Origin of the sequence: Rhodococcus sp. NPDC059969 (genome assembly GCF_042738325.1) — a bacterium.
Taxonomy (GTDB): domain Bacteria; phylum Actinomycetota; class Actinomycetes; order Mycobacteriales; family Mycobacteriaceae; genus Rhodococcus_F.
On record NZ_JBHWUF010000011.1, the window covers coordinates 27,379 to 43,839 of the forward strand.

Annotated in this window: 17 protein-coding genes; 11 read left to right on the top strand and 6 right to left on the bottom strand. The window is 63.5% G+C overall.

All coding sequences use genetic code 11. The annotated features are described in order from the left end of the window. Positions 1-2: 2 nt before the first annotated feature. The 4 genes from ACFWAD_RS24570 to ACFWAD_RS24585 all read left to right on the top strand — a co-directional run bounded on the left by ACFWAD_RS24570 (position 3) and on the right by ACFWAD_RS24585 (position 5,339). Positions 3-851, top strand: coding sequence for a cytochrome c biogenesis CcdA family protein (locus ACFWAD_RS24570; RefSeq protein WP_283304941.1), 849 nt, complete (start codon positions 3-5; stop codon positions 849-851). Next, complete coding sequence (locus ACFWAD_RS24575) at positions 848-2,512, top strand: cytochrome c biogenesis protein ResB (protein ID WP_378548614.1); 1,665 nt, start codon at positions 848-850, stop codon at positions 2,510-2,512. Before ACFWAD_RS24570 ends, ACFWAD_RS24575 begins: the two co-directional genes overlap by 4 nt. Next, the gene (gene ccsB / locus ACFWAD_RS24580; protein ID WP_019744351.1) at positions 2,509-3,471 is read left to right on the top strand and encodes a c-type cytochrome biogenesis protein CcsB; all 963 of its coding nucleotides are present in this window, start codon (positions 2,509-2,511) and stop codon (positions 3,469-3,471) included. Before ACFWAD_RS24575 ends, ccsB begins: the two co-directional genes overlap by 4 nt. A 548-nt stretch (positions 3,472-4,019) precedes the next feature. Next, positions 4,020-5,339, top strand: coding sequence for an AAA family ATPase (locus tag ACFWAD_RS24585; RefSeq protein ID WP_378548837.1), 1,320 nt, complete (start codon positions 4,020-4,022; stop codon positions 5,337-5,339). Positions 5,340-5,364: 25 nt separating this feature from the next. Here ACFWAD_RS24585 and ACFWAD_RS24590 read toward each other — a convergent pair whose 3' ends face one another. Next, complete coding sequence (locus ACFWAD_RS24590; RefSeq protein WP_060939066.1) at positions 5,365-5,571, bottom strand: hypothetical protein; 207 nt, start codon at positions 5,569-5,571, stop codon at positions 5,365-5,367. Positions 5,572-5,716: 145 nt separating this feature from the next. Further along, the gene (locus ACFWAD_RS24595) at positions 5,717-5,929 is read right to left on the bottom strand and encodes a BldC family transcriptional regulator (protein WP_230812117.1); all 213 of its coding nucleotides are present in this window, start codon (positions 5,927-5,929) and stop codon (positions 5,717-5,719) included. 272 nt (positions 5,930-6,201) lie between these two features. Between ACFWAD_RS24595 and ACFWAD_RS24600 the strand changes: the two genes are divergently transcribed. Next, on the top strand, positions 6,202-6,588 hold the full coding sequence (locus ACFWAD_RS24600) for a DUF4229 domain-containing protein (protein WP_050656729.1): 387 nt from the start codon (positions 6,202-6,204) through the stop codon (positions 6,586-6,588). Next, positions 6,585-7,688, top strand: coding sequence for a PLP-dependent cysteine synthase family protein (locus ACFWAD_RS24605; protein WP_378537590.1), 1,104 nt, complete (start codon positions 6,585-6,587; stop codon positions 7,686-7,688). Before ACFWAD_RS24600 ends, ACFWAD_RS24605 begins: the two co-directional genes overlap by 4 nt. On the opposite strand, the gene ACFWAD_RS24610 is transcribed toward ACFWAD_RS24605, so the two are convergent. Further along, positions 7,586-8,239: a GNAT family N-acetyltransferase gene (locus ACFWAD_RS24610; protein ID WP_378548619.1), complete on the bottom strand. Its 654-nt coding sequence runs from the start codon at positions 8,237-8,239 to the stop codon at positions 7,586-7,588. The genes ACFWAD_RS24605 and ACFWAD_RS24610 overlap by 103 nt on opposite strands. Positions 8,240-8,361: 122 nt before the next feature. On the opposite strand from ACFWAD_RS24610, the gene ACFWAD_RS24615 reads away from it, so the two are divergent. Genes ACFWAD_RS24615 through ACFWAD_RS24630 form a run of 4 tightly spaced genes read left to right on the top strand, consistent with a single transcriptional unit; the run spans position 8,362 to position 10,407 of the window. Beyond that, a complete protein-coding gene (locus ACFWAD_RS24615; protein WP_378548621.1) occupies positions 8,362-9,099 on the top strand; it encodes a lysophospholipid acyltransferase family protein in 738 nt (245 codons plus the stop codon). A 55-nt stretch (positions 9,100-9,154) separates the two neighbouring features. Continuing rightward, positions 9,155-9,406: an HTH domain-containing protein gene (locus tag ACFWAD_RS24620; RefSeq protein WP_230812121.1), complete on the top strand. Its 252-nt coding sequence runs from the start codon at positions 9,155-9,157 to the stop codon at positions 9,404-9,406. Positions 9,407-9,411: 5 nt separating this feature from the next. After that, entirely contained in the window at positions 9,412-9,978 is a 567-nt protein-coding gene (locus ACFWAD_RS24625) for a Clp protease N-terminal domain-containing protein (protein ID WP_378548623.1), read from the top strand. Positions 9,979-10,026: 48 nt separating this feature from the next. Further along, positions 10,027-10,407, top strand: coding sequence for a phage holin family protein (locus ACFWAD_RS24630; protein WP_003941998.1), 381 nt, complete (start codon positions 10,027-10,029; stop codon positions 10,405-10,407). 12 nt (positions 10,408-10,419) lie between these two features. Here the strand turns inward: ACFWAD_RS24630 and ACFWAD_RS24635 are convergent, their stop codons facing one another. Beyond that, a complete protein-coding gene (locus ACFWAD_RS24635) occupies positions 10,420-11,289 on the bottom strand; it encodes a 1,4-dihydroxy-2-naphthoate polyprenyltransferase (RefSeq protein WP_230812123.1) in 870 nt (289 codons plus the stop codon). A 49-nt stretch (positions 11,290-11,338) separates the two neighbouring features. Between ACFWAD_RS24635 and ACFWAD_RS24640 the strand changes: the two genes are divergently transcribed. Continuing rightward, on the top strand, positions 11,339-14,587 hold the full coding sequence (locus ACFWAD_RS24640) for a BTAD domain-containing putative transcriptional regulator (protein ID WP_378548625.1): 3,249 nt from the start codon (positions 11,339-11,341) through the stop codon (positions 14,585-14,587). A 21-nt stretch (positions 14,588-14,608) separates the two neighbouring features. On the opposite strand, the gene ACFWAD_RS24645 is transcribed toward ACFWAD_RS24640, so the two are convergent. After that, entirely contained in the window at positions 14,609-15,436 is an 828-nt protein-coding gene (locus ACFWAD_RS24645; protein ID WP_003941848.1) for an ABC transporter permease, read from the bottom strand. Then, the gene (locus tag ACFWAD_RS24650; protein ID WP_378548627.1) at positions 15,433-16,440 is read right to left on the bottom strand and encodes an ATP-binding cassette domain-containing protein; all 1,008 of its coding nucleotides are present in this window, start codon (positions 16,438-16,440) and stop codon (positions 15,433-15,435) included. Before ACFWAD_RS24650 ends, ACFWAD_RS24645 begins: the two co-directional genes overlap by 4 nt. Positions 16,441-16,461 lie beyond the last annotated feature (21 nt).

Genomic DNA, 16,461 nt, shown 5'->3' on the forward strand with positions numbered 1-16,461 from the left:
ACATGACAACCACGACCACCACGCTGCTGGCCGGCAGCGAAACACTGAGTGCCGGTGTGGGCGAAGCATTTCAGAACGCGGCGTCGTCCGGTCCGCTGCTGCTGGCCCTCGGTGCCTGCGTCCTCGCCGGTCTGGTGTCGTTCGCTTCACCGTGCGTCGTGCCGCTCGTTCCCGGCTACCTTTCCTACCTCGCCGGCGTCGTCGGCGCCGACGCACCCGCGATCACCGCCGACGAGGCGAGGACCCGGACGATCACCCGGAGCAGTCGCCTGAGGGTCGCCGGTGCGGCCGGACTGTTCGTCGCCGGCTTCACCGTCGTCTTCGTTCTCGCCACCGCGTCGGTGTTCGGCGTTATCTCGACTCTGCTCGTCAACCGCGAGGTCCTGATGCGCGTGGGCGGTGTGGTCACGATCGCGATGGGCCTGGTGTTCATCGGACTGATCCCGGCGCTGCAGAAAGACGTCCGCTTCGAACCGCGTCGTGTGTCGTCGCTGGTGGGGGCGCCGCTACTCGGGGGAGTGTTCGCGCTGGGGTGGACGCCATGCCTCGGACCGACATTGGCAGGCGTGATGTCCGTAGCCGCGGGAACCGACGGGATGACCGCCGCGCGCGGTGTCACGTTGATCGTCGCGTACTGCATCGGACTCGGGCTGCCGTTCATCTTTCTGGCGCTGGGGTCGGCACGTGCGCTGACCGGCGTCGGCTGGTTGCGTCGTAATGCACGCACCATTCAAATTTTCGGTGGAATCATGTTGGTGGCAGTGGGAATCGCCCTCGTCACAGGCGCGTGGGACCAGTTCGTCGGCTGGGTTCGCGACGCATTTATCTCGGAGGTGACGCTGCCGATATGACAGCTGACGACAATAACGACAACCCGACACCCGTGCTGCCGAAGCAGTCGGTGATCGGTCGAGTCGTTGCACTCGGGCGCAACACCTGGCGCGGGCTCACCTCGATGCGGACCGCGCTGGTTCTGCTGTTCCTCCTCGCACTCGCTGCGATCCCCGGTGCCCTGCTGCCACAGCGAACACTCAACGAGGGCAAGGTCGCCGACTACATCGCCGCACGTCCGACTCTCGGCCCGTGGATGGACCGCCTCGAACTGTTCGACGTGTTCAGCAGCTTCTGGTTCACCGCGATCTACGCATTGCTCTTCATCTCGCTGGTCGGCTGCATCCTGCCGCGTTGTGTGGAGCACGCAAAGGCACTGCGCACCCGTCCCGTTAATGCGCCGCGTAACCTCGCTCGTCTGCCGCACCACACCACGAGCGTCGTGGACGGCGAGACTCCCGACGAACTTGCCGCCCGTGTGTCGAAAGAACTGCGTGGTTGGCGCGTCGAAACGCGTCGCGGCGATACGAAATCACGACGCGAAGGCGAGATCACCATCTCGGCGGAGAAGGGATATCTCCGCGAATTCGGCAACCTCGTGTTCCACCTGTCGCTGGTCGGACTGCTGATCGCGATCGCCGCGGGCAAGTTGTTCGGCTACGAAGGCAATCGCATCGTCATCGCCAACGACGGACCCGGGTTCTGCACTACGTCACCGGCGGTGTTCGACTCGTTCGTCGCGGGCCTGAGCCTCGACGGCACCGGCATGACTCCGCTGTGTGTCCGTGTGAAGAACTTCCAGGCCGACTACCTCGAGACCGGTCAGGCCGAGATGTTCACCTCGGACATCTCGTACCAGGCAGGCGACGACCTCGAGTCCGATACCTGGCGGGACACGACCATCCAGGTGAACCACCCGCTGCGGATCGCCGGCGATCGTGTGTACCTGCAGGGACACGGATACGCGCCGACCTTCACCGTCACGTTCCCGAACGGCGAGACCCGCACCGAGACGCTTCAGTGGCGTCCGGACGACGCCACGACGTTCCTGAGCAGTGGCGCGATGCGTTTCGACCCGCCGGGCGGTATGTATCCGGATGCGGACGAGCGTCGGAAGAATCAGATTGCCATCGAAGGATTGTTCGCGCCCACCGCGCTGTTCCACGGCAACCTTCTGTCGTCGAGTTACCCGGCGATGAACGATCCGGCCGTCGCGATCGACATCTACAAGGGCGACACCGGACTCGATACCGGTAACCCGCAATCGCTGTTCGAACTCAACACCGAACTGATCAATCAGGGTCGACTGCTCAAGCAGGACCGGGTCAACCTTTTCCCGGGGGAGAGCGCGACGCTTGCCGACGGAACCCAGGTGCGATTCGACGGTGCCGTCGACTTCGTGAACCTTCAGGTCTCCCATGATCCCGCTCAGGTATGGGTGTTGGTTTCGGCGTTGACGATGATGGCGGGTCTGCTCGTCTCGCTCGTGATCAAGCGTCGCCGCGTCTGGGCGCGTATCTATCCAGATGACGAACGACGTACTGTAGTAGAACTTGGTGGGCTTGCCCGCACCGACCACGCAGGCTGGGGCGACGAGTTCGACCGCCTCGCCGACCGCTTGCTGAAAAGCAATCCGACCACCGCGGTGACCGAACCGCACGCGCAGGAGACCGCCCGATGACAACCAACGAGACACTCGCGCAGTACAGCGACTGGGCCTTCAAGTCCGCCTTCACCGTGCTCGTTCTGGCGTTTGTGCTGCTCATCGTGCAGTACGCGTCGGCCAGAGCCAAGGCGGTTCAGGACAAGGAACTGGTCTCGGCCGGTGGAGTCGACGCTTCCGTGCCTGGCAGGGTCGCGGAGACTCCGACCAAGTCGCTCTCGGAGCGATTCGGCGGAATGGGCCGAGCTGTCCTGGTCGTCGGAACGGTTCTGATCATCGCGTCGATCGTGCTCCGCGGATTTGCGACGGAACGATTCCCGCTCGGCAACATGTACGAATTCGTGGCGATGGCGTGTGCGGCGTCGTTGCTGGTCGGGCACGTCCTCTTGATCAAGCCGGCTTACCGTCCGATGTGGGTCTTCCTGCTGGTTCCCGTTCTGATTCTGATGTTCCTCGCCGGCACGGTTCTCTACGCCGACGCGGCCCCCGTGGTTCCGGCGCTGCGCTCGTACTGGCTTCCGATTCACGTGACGATCGTCAGCGTCGGCTCCGGCATCTTCATGATCGGCGGTATCGCAAGCCTCCTGTTCCTGCTGCGACTGAAGTTCCCGCCCGGTGACGAGGGCACGAGCATCGGCGGCCGGATCGCAGAGCGACTGCCGGACGCCCAGACTCTCGACCGCTTGGCATACAAGAGCACGATCATCGCGTTTCCGCTGTTCGGCGCAGGCGTAATCCTCGGTGCCATCTGGGCGGAAGCTGCGTGGGGACGCTTCTGGGGTTGGGATCCGAAGGAGACGATGTCCTTCATCGCCTGGGTGATCTACGCGGCCTACCTGCATGCGAGGGCAACGTCCGGGTGGCGGGAGACGAAGGCTGCTTGGATCAACATCGCCGGTTTCGTTGCGATGCTGTTCAATCTCTTCATCATCAACATGGTCGTCTCCGGCTTGCACTCCTACGCGGGACTCAACTGATCCTCTCGAGGTACCGTGGGTGGCTGCCGACCGGTCTGTAGGTATTACCGGTAGGTAGGTCAGGGGCGGCACCAGCTACGATGCAGCTCGGTGAATAACTAGCTGCCTGGTAGCTGTGGGGATCGACGAGGGGGAACGGCGAGATGGCCGACAAGATTGAAGACGCCGGAGCAGGATTGTGGGAGCCGGTGCGTCCTGCCGAGCCGACGCGGCGCGAGCCGCGCGCGTCCGCGCCGGAGCCGTCATCCGACTCGGTTCCCAGCGATGTTCGCAGTCTCTTCGTGGCCCCGGTCGACTCCGGTCCGCTCCAGCAAGTAGGCGGCCAGGCGCCCAGTGCATCCCCCGCCCAGCCGCCCAGTGCATCCCCCGCCCACCCGCCCAGTGCATCCCCCGCCCACCCGCCCAGTGCACCCGCCGCCCAGCCGCCGCTGACGACGCCGGCAGCTCCGCCGGCGCCTGCGCCAGGCCCTAAAACTCCGGTCATCCAATACCCGGAAGCACAGCCAGGCCCCATCAACGGCCAGTTCTCGACCTCGCCCGCGATGCCGATGCAGACCTACGAACCCGCGAATCGTGCAGGGTCGGTTCCGGATTCACGAGTCGCCGCTCCGCAATCCGCACAGAACTCGCAGCCCGTTCAGAACCATCCCAGCCCGACCGCGAGACCTCTCCAGCAACCGCAGGCACCTTCTTCGCCCGGCATGCATCAGCCCAATCCCGTGATTCGGCAGTTCGGTCACCCCGGCGCTGCGCCGGTGCAGAACGGTCAAGCGCTGCAGAATGGTCACACTCTGCAGAACGGTCACACCCTGCAGAACGGGCAGGCGATGCCGGTTGCTCCGCCGACGGCGGCACCGGTTCACCCTCCGATGCAGAAGGCCGGATTCAACCCCGCTCCCGGCAATCGTCCTGAGCCGGCTCTTCCGATGACGGCGCAAGACCTCTCGGCAGCGCTTCTCGTCAAGCCGGTCCGGCCAGCCCCGGCCGGTGGCTGGCGCAAAGCGCTGTACACGATGTCCGGCCGATCGGTGAACCTCGGGAACGGCGCGAAGGATCAGCATGTCGTCGAGTTGACGCGCCAGATCAACCAGCCGCTGCAGGGCTGCTACAAGGTTGCGGTGCTCAGTCTCAAAGGTGGCGTCGGAAAAACCACGACCACTGCGACGCTGGGATCGATGTTCGCATCGATTCGCGGCGATCGCGTCGTCGCAGTCGATGCAAACCCGGACCGGGGAACCCTGAGTCAGAAGATCCCGCTCGAGACGCCGGCAACTGTGCGTAACCTGCTGCGTGACGAGAACAGTATCGAGAAGTACAGCGACGTCAGAGGCTATACATCGCAAAACCAGCACCGGCTCGAAGTGCTTGCGTCCGACAGTGATCCAGCAGTCTCGGAGGCATTCAGCGGCGTGGACTACACGCGCACGGTCGACATGCTCGAAAAGTTCTACAGCATAGTTCTGACCGACTGCGGCACCGGCTTGATGCACTCGGCGATGCAGGCCATTCTCGAGGGCGCAGATTCGTTGATCGTCGTCAGTTCCGGATCCGTCGACGGTGCACGTAGCGCCTCCGCAACACTTGATTGGCTCGACGCTCACGGTTACAGCAGGCTGGTCGCCACGTCCGTGGCCGTCATCAACGCGGTGCGGCCTCGCTCGGGCAAGGTTGATCTACCGCGCGTCGTCGAGCACTTCGAGCAGCGCTGCCGAGCGGTGAGGTTGATTCCGTTCGACCCGCATTTGGAAGAGGGCGCCGAAATCGATCTGGACCGGTTGCGTCCGGGTACTCGGGAAGCGGTGCTGGAGTTGGCTGCTGTGGTTGCGCAGGACTTTCCGGCCTCCCCGTACGGCTTCTCAGGGCGGTAATCGGATAGCCGGGTAAGCCCGGACGCTACGTCGACGTGTCAGTCGGCGGTACGTCCGGCCCTTCCGTGCGCTTGCGTCGTGTTTGCTGGTTCACATTCCACAGGAATTCGGGATCGTCGTCCGGTCCGCGCACGCCGCTCACCGGGGCGCGCGTCGACGGATCGGGCCCGAATGCCTTCCACATCAGAACGATCAATGTCACCAAACCCACCAACGCCAACAGATACAACACGGCGCACCTCCTCAGGGAACTGAGGTCGAGCCTACTCAGTCTCCGGCCCGCATCACCAGAAGTGCTGCGGACAAGTGTTTAGGCTCAGTGCGTCAGTGCTGTATCTGTCGGGTAGTACGTGTTTCTCTTTGCGGGCTGCGGATGCTCAGTTGTGGTCCGCTTCCGTGGTCAGCGATCGCAGAAGCTGCATGACCTCGGTCTCACGGAATCGACGATGTCCCCCTGGTGTGCGAAGCGAGCCGAGTCGTCCTGCGTGTGCCCAGCGGGTCACGGTCTTGGGATCGACATGAAACAATGCCGCTACCTGTCCGGGCGTCATGAGTGCGTCTGCGGCGGTATTGAAGGTTGGTGCGCTCATTGTGAGGTCCTCCATGTTGATGTCGAACGTTGACGAACAGTGACTCTGAACAGTGATACCGAACCGGCGTGTCGAGCAGTTGCCGAAAACCTGCGTCGAGTTTGTTTCGAAGTCCTTCGCTTACATTCGACCGTTTTCTGAGTGGTAGCGCAATGTTTGCACAGATATAGCCGGGTAGTCGATCTTTCAAGACAAAGTAATGTTTAAGTAAAGGACAAAATGGATATAGCGGGCTCGGTGCTACCGGTATTCGGAATGGGTAACCTGAGAGGGTGAGTCAGTTGTCTGAAAACCCCGAAAATGTTCCTTCTGAGCCGGTCAAGGCCAGTAAACCTTCCGCAAACTCTGGGCAAGCAAAGTCGGCTGCCGGGCCGGTGACCAAGGGTCAACTGGCCCGCGACGTGGTGCTGTACTCGGTCGCCCGGTTGCTGCTTGTCGTCGTGATCGGTGCCCTCATCATCGGCGGCGGAAAGCTCGCCGGCACCGACGTTCCGCTGATTGTCGCCGCACTGTTCGCAGTGCTGATCGCCTTGCCGCTGTCGCTGCTGCTCTTCGCGAAACTGCGCAAGCGTGTCAACGCGGGCATTGCGGCCGTCGACGCCCAGCGGCGGTCCGATCGTGACGATCTTCGTTCCAAGCTGCGTGGAGACGGCCGGTGACCACGGAGTCGCTCGACGTCGACCGCCGGACGTCTCGGCAGTGGGTCGACAACGCGGTGCGGTTGATCGAAGCTGATGCGCAACGCAGCGCGGACACTCACCTGCTGCGGTATCCGCTGCCGAGTAACTGGACCGTCCAGCTCTATCTGAAGGACGAGTCGACACACATCACGGGAAGTCTCAAACATCGACTCGCGCGGTCGCTTTTCCTCTACGCGATCTGCAACGGCTGGGTTACCGAAGAGACCACCGTCATCGAAGCGTCGTCCGGTTCGACGGCTGTGAGCGAGGCGTATTTCGCGAAGTTGCTCGGTCTGGATTTTGTCGCGGTGATGCCAGCGAGCACGAGTCCCGCCAAGATCGCGTTGATCGAGGCGCAGGGTGGACGTTGTCATTTCGTGAGCGATCCGTCCTCGATCTACTCGGAATCGCATCGGCTCGCGAGTGAGTTGAACGGTCACTACATGGACCAGTTCACCCACGCCGAGCGTGCGACGGACTGGCGCGGAAACAACAACATCGCCGAATCCATCTTCACTCAGCTCGAGCACGAGGAACATCCGATTCCCGACTGGGTGGTCGTCGGAGCCGGAACGGGCGGAACCGGCGCCACGATCGGCCGCTTCCTTCGCTACCGGAAATTCGACACCGGACTGTGCGTCGTAGACCCGGAGCACTCCGTGTTCTTCGACGCGTGGCGAGCGAGCGATCCGTCGATCGTCGGTACTCGGGGCTCCCGGATCGAGGGCATCGGCCGTCCGCGCGTCGAACCGTCGTTTGTCGGTCAAGTGGTCGACCGCATGATCAAGGTGCCGGACGCGGGCTCGATTGCGGCGGCACGGCACGCCAGCGCCGCCCTGGGGCGCAAAGTGGGTGGCTCGACGGGTACGAACCTGTGGGGAGCTTTTGCGTTGCTTGCGGAGATGATGGCCGCCGGACGCAGCGGCAGCGTCGTCACGCTTCTGTGCGACGGCGGAGAGCGCTACTCGGGCACCTACTACAACGACGAATGGGTGGCCTCGGAAGGGATAGACCTGCTCGGCCCGACAGCAGTGCTGGACGAGTTCGTTCGTTCGGGTGCGTGGACCGCCAACTCCTGAACCGCATACTCCTGCGCCGCGCGCTTCTGCGCTGCTGACACATGACCGCGGGCGGGGCGGCTCATTGTCACGCGAGGCCACGCGTCCAGGCCGGATGACTGCTCGATCATTCTGATGCGGATCAGGCCGGGGGAGAGTGTGTTCTCCGCCAGGCGCACGAATCCGAGTCGCTCGTAGTACGGCGCGTTCCACGGAACGTCGACGAAGGTCGTCAGAGTCACGAGATCGTGGTGATGGTCCGCCGCCCATTCGGTGACAACGTCGATCAGTTGGGCTCCGAGGCCTTTGCGGGCATGATCGGGGTGAACGGAAACCTGCTCGATATGTGCGCCGCCGTCCACGATCTCGACCAGTGCATACGCAACGGGTACGTCGTTTGCGTCGGTCTGAACCCAGATGTGTTCGGCGGCGAGAAAATCGTTCAACTCGTCGAGCGTCGGCGGTGGATCGTCTGCGATGGCGTCCATCCCGATGTCTCGGAAGGGTTCGCCCGCGGCGATCTCGATCTGTTGCAGTGCGGGTAGGTCGGTGGATATGGCCGAGCGAATCACAGAAACCGTTTTACCTCGAGAAGTGCGTTTCTCCCAGCGCTACGCCATGTGAAACACAAACCTACGCAACCGTAGGTTGTGTATCGTTTGTCCAAGGGACACTTCTCCAGCGAGGGCGGATCATGGGCAATCCTGAAGTTTCACTCGACAATTACGAAGCTGTGTACGAGTACTACCGCAGCCATCAGCAGAACCGGTTTGTGGCGAAGCTCGCTTATGCCGCGCTGGCGGTGAAGTACCGCCCGCGGGTGAAGTACGCGCCGGGTGCGGAAGCTGCGCTGAAGACTCTGCTCGAACGCAAGACGCAATTGGTCGTGGCAGTCAATCATCTGACGGAGAGCGACCAATTCACGCTCGCCGCGACCGCGTGGCGTACTCCGTTGCGGCGCGTGATCGGACGGACCAGGGTCCTCGCCAAAGACGAACTCTTCGTTGATCCTTCGCAGCGCAAGAAGGTCGACATGATGGGCAGCATTCCGGTTTTTCGCAGCAAGAACTACGGCCTTCGCGCTGTTTCGGATGCCGGCCGCGTGATGATGGACGTCGCGGCCGAGCGTCTGGGCAATGGGGATTGTCTGGCGATTTTCCCGGAGGGGACGTGCAATACCGAGGATCCGACGCGGCTGCAGCATGTCAACAGCGGTATCGGCCACATCGTCGCCCGAGCCGAGAAGTTGGGATGCTCGCCGGCCCTGGTGTCGATCGGCATCAACTACGGCCCGGTGGCCGGCGACGTGAAGGCTGCGAGCGTCTTTGTCGGGATGCCCGTGACCGAACTTCCGGACAAGCCGATGGATATCGCCCGAACCGTGCAGGCTGACCTGCAGTTGGCAGTGGACGGGGCAGTCGCCGGGTACTGACATGGCGGTGTCAATTTTGGTTGACAGATTTCGATTGTCAATCTAAATTGACACTATGACCGAAGCAACCTCTCTTGCCGCTGCCGCCGGCAGTCCGGATCCCGCCGAGGGATTGCGTGCCGTTCGAGCGCTGCGACGTCTACTCGAAAAACTCGAGGCCATTCAGGTCGCCAATGCGCGTCGTCACGGATGGTCCTGGCAGGCAATCGCGGAAACCCTCGAGGTCAGCCGTCAAGCCGTCCACAAGAAATATGCGTCCGCGCAATCGGAATCGATGCTGCGTTCACTGCGCGAGAAGGGCAGGTAAGTGCCATGTTCGAAAGGTTCTCCGCGCAGGCGAGGGGAGTCGTCGTCGATGCTGTCGCCGGCTCCGGTCCTGTCACTCCGATGGAACTGTTGACCGCGCTGCTCACCTCTGATCGGGGCATCGCCACCGAGGTGCTCGCCGAGTCTGGTGTCACGCTCGACGTGATCCGCCACGCCGGCGCCGGCTCGAACGAAGGTAGCTCGAACAATCTCGACGACGACGCCGAGATACTCAAGTCGATCGGCATCGATCTCGATGCGGTTCGGGAGAGTCTCGAGCAGTCCTTCGGCGAAGGTGTGCTGGACGAGACTCCTGTGCCGGACGGCGTCGACACTTCTCGCAAGAGCCGATTCGGGTTCCCTCGTTCACGATTCGAGAAGGACTCCAAGAAGGTGCTGGAACTCTCGCTCCGTGAAGCGCTCGCGCACAAGGACAATCGCATCGGCGCCGAACACATCTTGCTCGGCATCCTGCGTGTCGCCGACGGACCCACCCGTGAGGCCCTCGAAACGCAGGTCACGATGTCGGTGATCCGTGAGCGGTTGGAAGCGAAGATGAATCGCGCGGCCTAGATTCGGCACGGTTCCGCATGCACGGGAGGGATGTGCCAGCATTCAGACATGACATTTCTGGCGCGTCTCATCATCAACGGCATAGCCATCTGGCTGGCGTCGGCGTGGGTCACCGGCATCACGATCGCCAACCACGACAACGGCACCTGGGGCACGGTTCTCGTGATCGCGGTGATCGCCCTGATCTTCACGGTGGTCAACGCCTTCATCAAGCCGGTAGTACAGCTTCTCTCGCTACCGCTGCTCATCCTGACGCTCGGACTGTTCACTCTCGTGATCAACGCCCTGATGCTGATGCTGACGGCGTGGATCTCGTCCGGAACGTCCTACGGCTTGACGGTCGACGGCTTCTGGACGGCAGTCTGGGGCGCGCTGATCATCTCGATCGTGAACTTCCTGCTCAGCGCGTTCGTGCCCGACAACCGTTGAGTGCGTCGACGTTCAGGCGAGACTGAGCGCAACTGCGGTCGCGGCACCCCAGACGAGCATGGCAAGTCCGGTGTCGCGCAGCGCGGGGATCAGGGCCATTCCCTGCCCGCCTGAACGCAGCGGGGCGTTGGCTCGGATTGCCAGTGGCAACGCGAGCAATCCGAGCAATGCCCACGGAGTGCGCAGGATCAGCAGCAGGGTCGCGACGAACGGAACGGCCAGCAGGATCACGTGCAGCGTGCGGGTCTTCGCGTCGCCGAGCCGTACTGCGAGAGTGATCTTTCCGGACTCGGTGTCGGTCGGGATGTCGCGAAGATTGTTGGCAACGAGCACTGCGCTCGAGAACGAGCCGATGGCGATCGCTCCGGCCAGCCCGGCCAGATCGACCCGCTCGGCCTGCACGAACTGAGTTCCCAGCACTGCGATCAGCCCGAAGAAGATGAACACGGCGATCTCGCCGAACCCGCTGTATCCGTACGGCTTCTTGCCGCCGGTGTAGAACCAGGCACCGATGATGCAGAACACGCCGACCGCGACCAGCCACCACGCTGTGGTCGCCGCCAGAACGAACCCGGCCACCGCGGCAACGGCGAAGCAGCTGATCGCTGCGGCCTTCACGGCTCCGGGACTGACCAACTTCGATCCGACCAAGCGCAGTGGCCCGACGCGGTCGTCGTCCGTTCCGCGGATTCCGTCGGAATAGTCGTTCGCGAAATTCACCCCGACGATCAAGGCCAAGGAGACGACCAGTGCCAGGAGCGCCTTCCACCACACTGCGAGGTCCAGGGACGCCGCGGCTCCGGTGCCGACCAGCACGGGCGCAATCGCGTTCGGGAGTGTGCGCGGCCTCGCGCCTTCGATCCATTGAGCAGCTGTTGCCATACAACGATCTTTGCACTGTGCAATACGATCGAACGCGGTGGATCAGCACATGACTCGAGACGTGAGTGAGCGCGCCAGGTACGCGCAGTCGGGCGAAGACCTGGCAGACATTGCCTTGCTCGGACCCGTTTCGACCAAAGTGGGCGATCGCCTGGTTCCGCTGCCGGGTCCGCGAGCTCGAACTCTGCTGGTTGCGCTGGCTCGCAATCCCGGTGAGCCACGCACCGCGCAGAGCCTGATCGACGACGTCTGGGGGCTGGAGCCGCCGCGCTCACCGATGAACGCCCTCCACACTCAGGTCTCGCGCCTGCGATCTGCACTCCCGGACGGGGCCCTCGAGGTCACGGCGGCCGGATACCGGCTCACTCTCGCCAGAGCGCGCGTCGACCTGGCCCGGGCAGCGGACGCGGCTCGTCGTCTGCACGCCGGCGACGCGGACGCGTCCGAGGCACTTGCGGCCGCGACCGAGGCGCTGCGCCTGTGGCGCGGCACACCCGGGAGCGACGTCGTCGGCGACGTCGCAGATCGTCTGGCGCTCGACGCGGGCCGCGTGTACGACGAACTGGAGACGGCGCAGATCGACGCGTTCCTCACGCTGGGGGAGTACGCGGCAGCCATTCCACTGGTGCGCGGAAGGCACCTGGCGAGTCCATTCGACGACACGGCAGCCGAAGCGCTGATGCGTGCGCTCGCCGGAGCCGGCCGGGTCAACGAGGCACTCGAGGTGTTCGCGGAGTTCCGAAACCATCTCGCCAACCGTCTGGGCGCTGATCCGTCACCCGCACTGGTGACTCTGAACGCGAAACTTCTGGGGGCACCTGCGGCAATACCGCGGGCTGCGCGTGCGATCGGCCTGCGGGCTGCCCCCAACGCCCTGCTCGGTCGCGACAACGACATCGACCAGATCGAATCCTTGCTCGCCCGCTCTCGCGTCGTCACGATTCTCGGACCCGGTGGTGCCGGAAAGACCCGCCTTGCACACGAATTGGGTCTGCGTGCATCCGTGAACCACCCGGGCGTGTCGGTGGTACTGGTGGAGTTGGCGTCGTTGCGTAGCAGCGAAGATGTGATCGCGGCCATCGGCGGCACCCTCGGAATCAGTGAATCCGACCTGGCTCCAGGCAAATTGACCGTCGGCCGGACGCATTCGGCGCGAGAACGACTCAAAGAGGCGCTGTCGGCTGGTCCGATGTTGCTCATCCTCGACAACTGCGAGCACGTGATCGGCGCGTGTTCGGAGATCGTGGCCGAGATGATCGCGGCCGGTCGTCAGTTGACGGTACTGACCACCAGTCGATCGCCGCTCATGATCAGCGCCGAGGCTGTGTACCCGTTGCCGCCGTTGGCGATCGACGACGGAACCGGCTCGGCAGTCGAACTCTTCTCAGCGAGAGCCCGCGCGGTACGGCCGTCGGTTCATCTGGACGTCGACGCCGTCGTCAAGCTGTGTACGACGCTCGACGGACTCCCGTTGGCGATCGAACTCGCGGCCGCCCGGGTCCGGACGATGAGCGTCGACGAAATCGGTTCGAGACTGCGAGATCGGTTCGCGTTGTTGCGCTCCGATGATCCGACGTCTCCGGATCGGCATCGCACTCTGCACGCGGTGATCGACTGGAGTTGGAATCTGCTGGGCGGCGGCGATCAGATTGCGCTGCGTCGGTTGTGCCGATTCCCGGCAGGCTTCACGCTTTCCTCGGCGCAGGCCGTTGCCGGGTGGGGCGAGTTGACCGATGTGGCCGGTGCGGTCGAAGCGCTGGTGAATCAGTCTCTTCTTTCCGTCAGCGACGGGGAGGGTGAGCTTCGCTACTACATGCTCGAGACGGTCCGTGAATACGGCGAGGAGCAACTCGCCGCGTCCGGAGAGGGGCCGGAAGTGATTCGGCGCCTCGATGACTGGGCGATCGCGATCGCCGAGGACGCCGTCGTGCGTGCGCGCACCGATCAGCTGCGTCTGATTGCCGACCTGGACGCCGAGCACGACAACCTTCTCGCAGTTCTTCGCTGGGCAGTGGAGCGCGGCGACGCGATCACCGTGGCCAACGTCTTTCCCGTCCTTGCGATTCTGTGGGCAGTGCGTGGATCGAACTCGGAAATCTCGAACTGGGCGTCGAAGATCGTCGGGGCTACCGCGGACAACGATCTGCGCGACGTGAATGCGGAACTGGTGGGTGCCACGTTCATCCTGGTGGCGATGCATCTCTATTTCGGGGAGGCCGATCGAAACCATGCCCGCGCACGGGTTCGTCTTCGAAAGTTGTTGCGAGAGCGCGATGATCTCGGTCCGTTGTTTGCGTTTCTGATCAGACTGTCCACGAGTGGGATCGCCAACCACAAACTTGCGCGGTTGGTCGCGGAGGGCGTTCGCAGCCCCGACCCCGAGACCCGAATGGCTGCGCTGTCCGCGCGTTCGAACATGCGGGAGAACATCGGCGATCTGCGCGGCGCATTGCTCGACGGGCAGGCTCTGTTCGACTACGCGACCAGTGTCGGTGACGAATGGGGACTGGCGATGGCAGCCCAACATGTCGGGTCGGTTCACAGCCAGTCCGCCCGCTACGGCGACGCCATTGCGTTCTACGCGATTGCGGCGGCGTCGATGGAACGTCTCGGCGCGCGTGACGAGGCGATGCAGCTCATCTGCTTTCAAGCCGGAGCGATGATCGCATCCGGTGACACCGCCGGCGGGCGAACACTTCTCGATCGGGCGCGCCCGGCCTTGGCGCACTCGACCGGGACCGGTGCGATCGAAACCGATCAACGGCGAGCGGCACTCATGGCGAGCATTGCCGAGGCGGATCTCGCGGACGGCCGTATCGAGGACGGCCTGGCCCGCTATCGAGAAGCACTGGAACTGTTGGGTCCTGCAATCGAGAACATCTTCGGTGATCCCTTCGTCGTTCTGCTCGGTGCCGCGGCAGTGTGTGCTCACGTCGTTCACGGACGACACGAACTCGTAGCCGGTCGGGTTCTGCAGATGAAGGATTCGAGTGCTCTCAAGTTCGATCCGAACGGTTATGCGGACCTGCCGCTCGCGGGTTCCTTGGCGTCGGCGATCGGCTCGTTCGATCTTGTCACGGGCAACATCGACCGCGGGGTCGAACTGATGGCTCTGTCGTTGAAAATGCCCGGGAGACAAGACTTCGTCTCGCTCCACCATGCGCGCCTGTCCGACTTCGCCGTTGGTGTGGTCGGAGCCGACAGGTGGTCCGTGGAAACCGAAAAGGTGTCGGGCTACTCACGCAGAGCGGTCCGCGAAGCAGCGTTGGCTGTGCTTCGCGGACCGGTGCTCGATTAGAGCTGGACAGTGGTGCGGGACTTACGTCTTGCGCATGTACATCCGGACGGTCAGAGGTGCCATGACGGCAACGATCACCGCGGCGCCGACCAACGACCACACGACGTGGATACCGAAGTGACCGTCGTTGGCCAGCTCGCGAACCGCGGTCACCAGGTGTGAGACCGGATTGACGTTCACGAACTTCTGAAGCCAACTCGGCATGGTGGCAGGATCGACGAACGCATTCGACAGGAACGTCAGCGGGAACAGCACGAGCATCGAAACGCCCTGCACCGTAGACGCTTTGTTCATCAGCACGCCCATGAGGGCGAAGATCCAGCTGATCGAGAACGCGCACACCATGACCAGGATCGCGGCGGACAGAATGCCGACCACGCCGCCCGCGGGGCGGTAACCCATCGCGAAACCGACGATGAACGTGATGGTCGTGGCGATGCCGTAGCGCACGACGTCGGCGAGCAATGCACCGGACAGCGGGGCGATACGGGCGATGGGAAGGGACTTGAAGCGATCGAACACGCCCTTGTCCATGTCCTCACGAAGCTGAGTGCCCGTGACGATGGAACCGGTGATGACGGTCTGAACGAGAATGCCGGGGATGATCGTCGGCAGATATGCCGTCACGTCACCGGCGATCGCGCCGCCGAAGATGTACGTGAACATCAACGTGAAGATGATCGGCTGGATGACGACGTCGAACAGTTGCTCGGGGTTGTGCTTGATCTTGAGAATTCCGCGGTACGCCATCGTGAACGTGTTCGCGAAGCTCTGCTGCAGGCTGATGCGGCGGGGTGCGGCATCCGGCTGGGCTATCGGTGACCGGGGTTTGGTGAGGGTGGTTGTCATGCGACGCTCCGATCGGAGTCGTTGTCGGACTGGGCGTCGTTGCGTCCACCGTCTTCGGGTTGGTGCCCGGTGATGGTCAGGAACACTTCGTCCAGGCTGGGTTTCTGTACGTTGATCTCGTCGACGGCGATACCCTGCTCACGCAGGCGGATCAGCAGGTCGGCGGTGATCGACGGGTCGCTCAGCGGGGCGGTGATCCGTCCGACCTCGGGCGTGACACCTACCTCGACACCGAGCGCCGACGCGATCAGCGAGCGAGCTTCCTCGGTGCGATCACGATCGACCAGCTTGAGCTGGAGCGAGGAGATCCCGACCGAAGCCTTGAGTTCGTCGGCAGTGCCGTTGGCGATCACGCGGCCGCGGTCGATCACCGCGATGCGATCCGCCAACTGATCGGCCTCATCCAGGTACTGCGTCGTGAGCAACACCGTCGAACCCTCGGCGACCAATCGTCGGATGGTCACCCACATCTGGGCGCGGGTGCGCGGATCGAGGCCGGTGGTGGGCTCGTCGAGGAACAGCAGCGGCGGGCGGGCGATCAGGCTGGCTGCCAGATCCAGGCGTCGACGCATACCGCCGGAGAAGTTCTTGAGCGGCTTGGTCGCGGCCTCGGCCAGGTCGAACTCTTCGAGGAGTTCGAGGGACTTGGTGCGCGCATCGCGGCGGCTCAGGCCGAGTAGCCGCGAGAAGATCACGAGGTTCTCGGTTGCGGTCAGGTCCTCGTCGACGGAGGCATACTGCCCGGTGACGCCGATCAGGGAGCGGACTGCGGTGGGTTCACGGCTGACGTCGTGGCCGAAGATGCGCGCCTCACCGCCGTCGGGGCGCAGGAGGGTGGCGAGCATGCGGACGGTGGTGGTCTTGCCGGCGCCGTTCGGCCCGAGGACGCCGAAGACCGAGCCGGTGGGGACGGTGAGGCTGACGCCGTCGACCGCGCGGTGCTCGCCGAACTTCTTGACGAGTCCGTCGGCCTCGATGGCAAGAGGCGAAGCTGTGTGGTTCATGGGGTGAAGCTTGGCAGACCG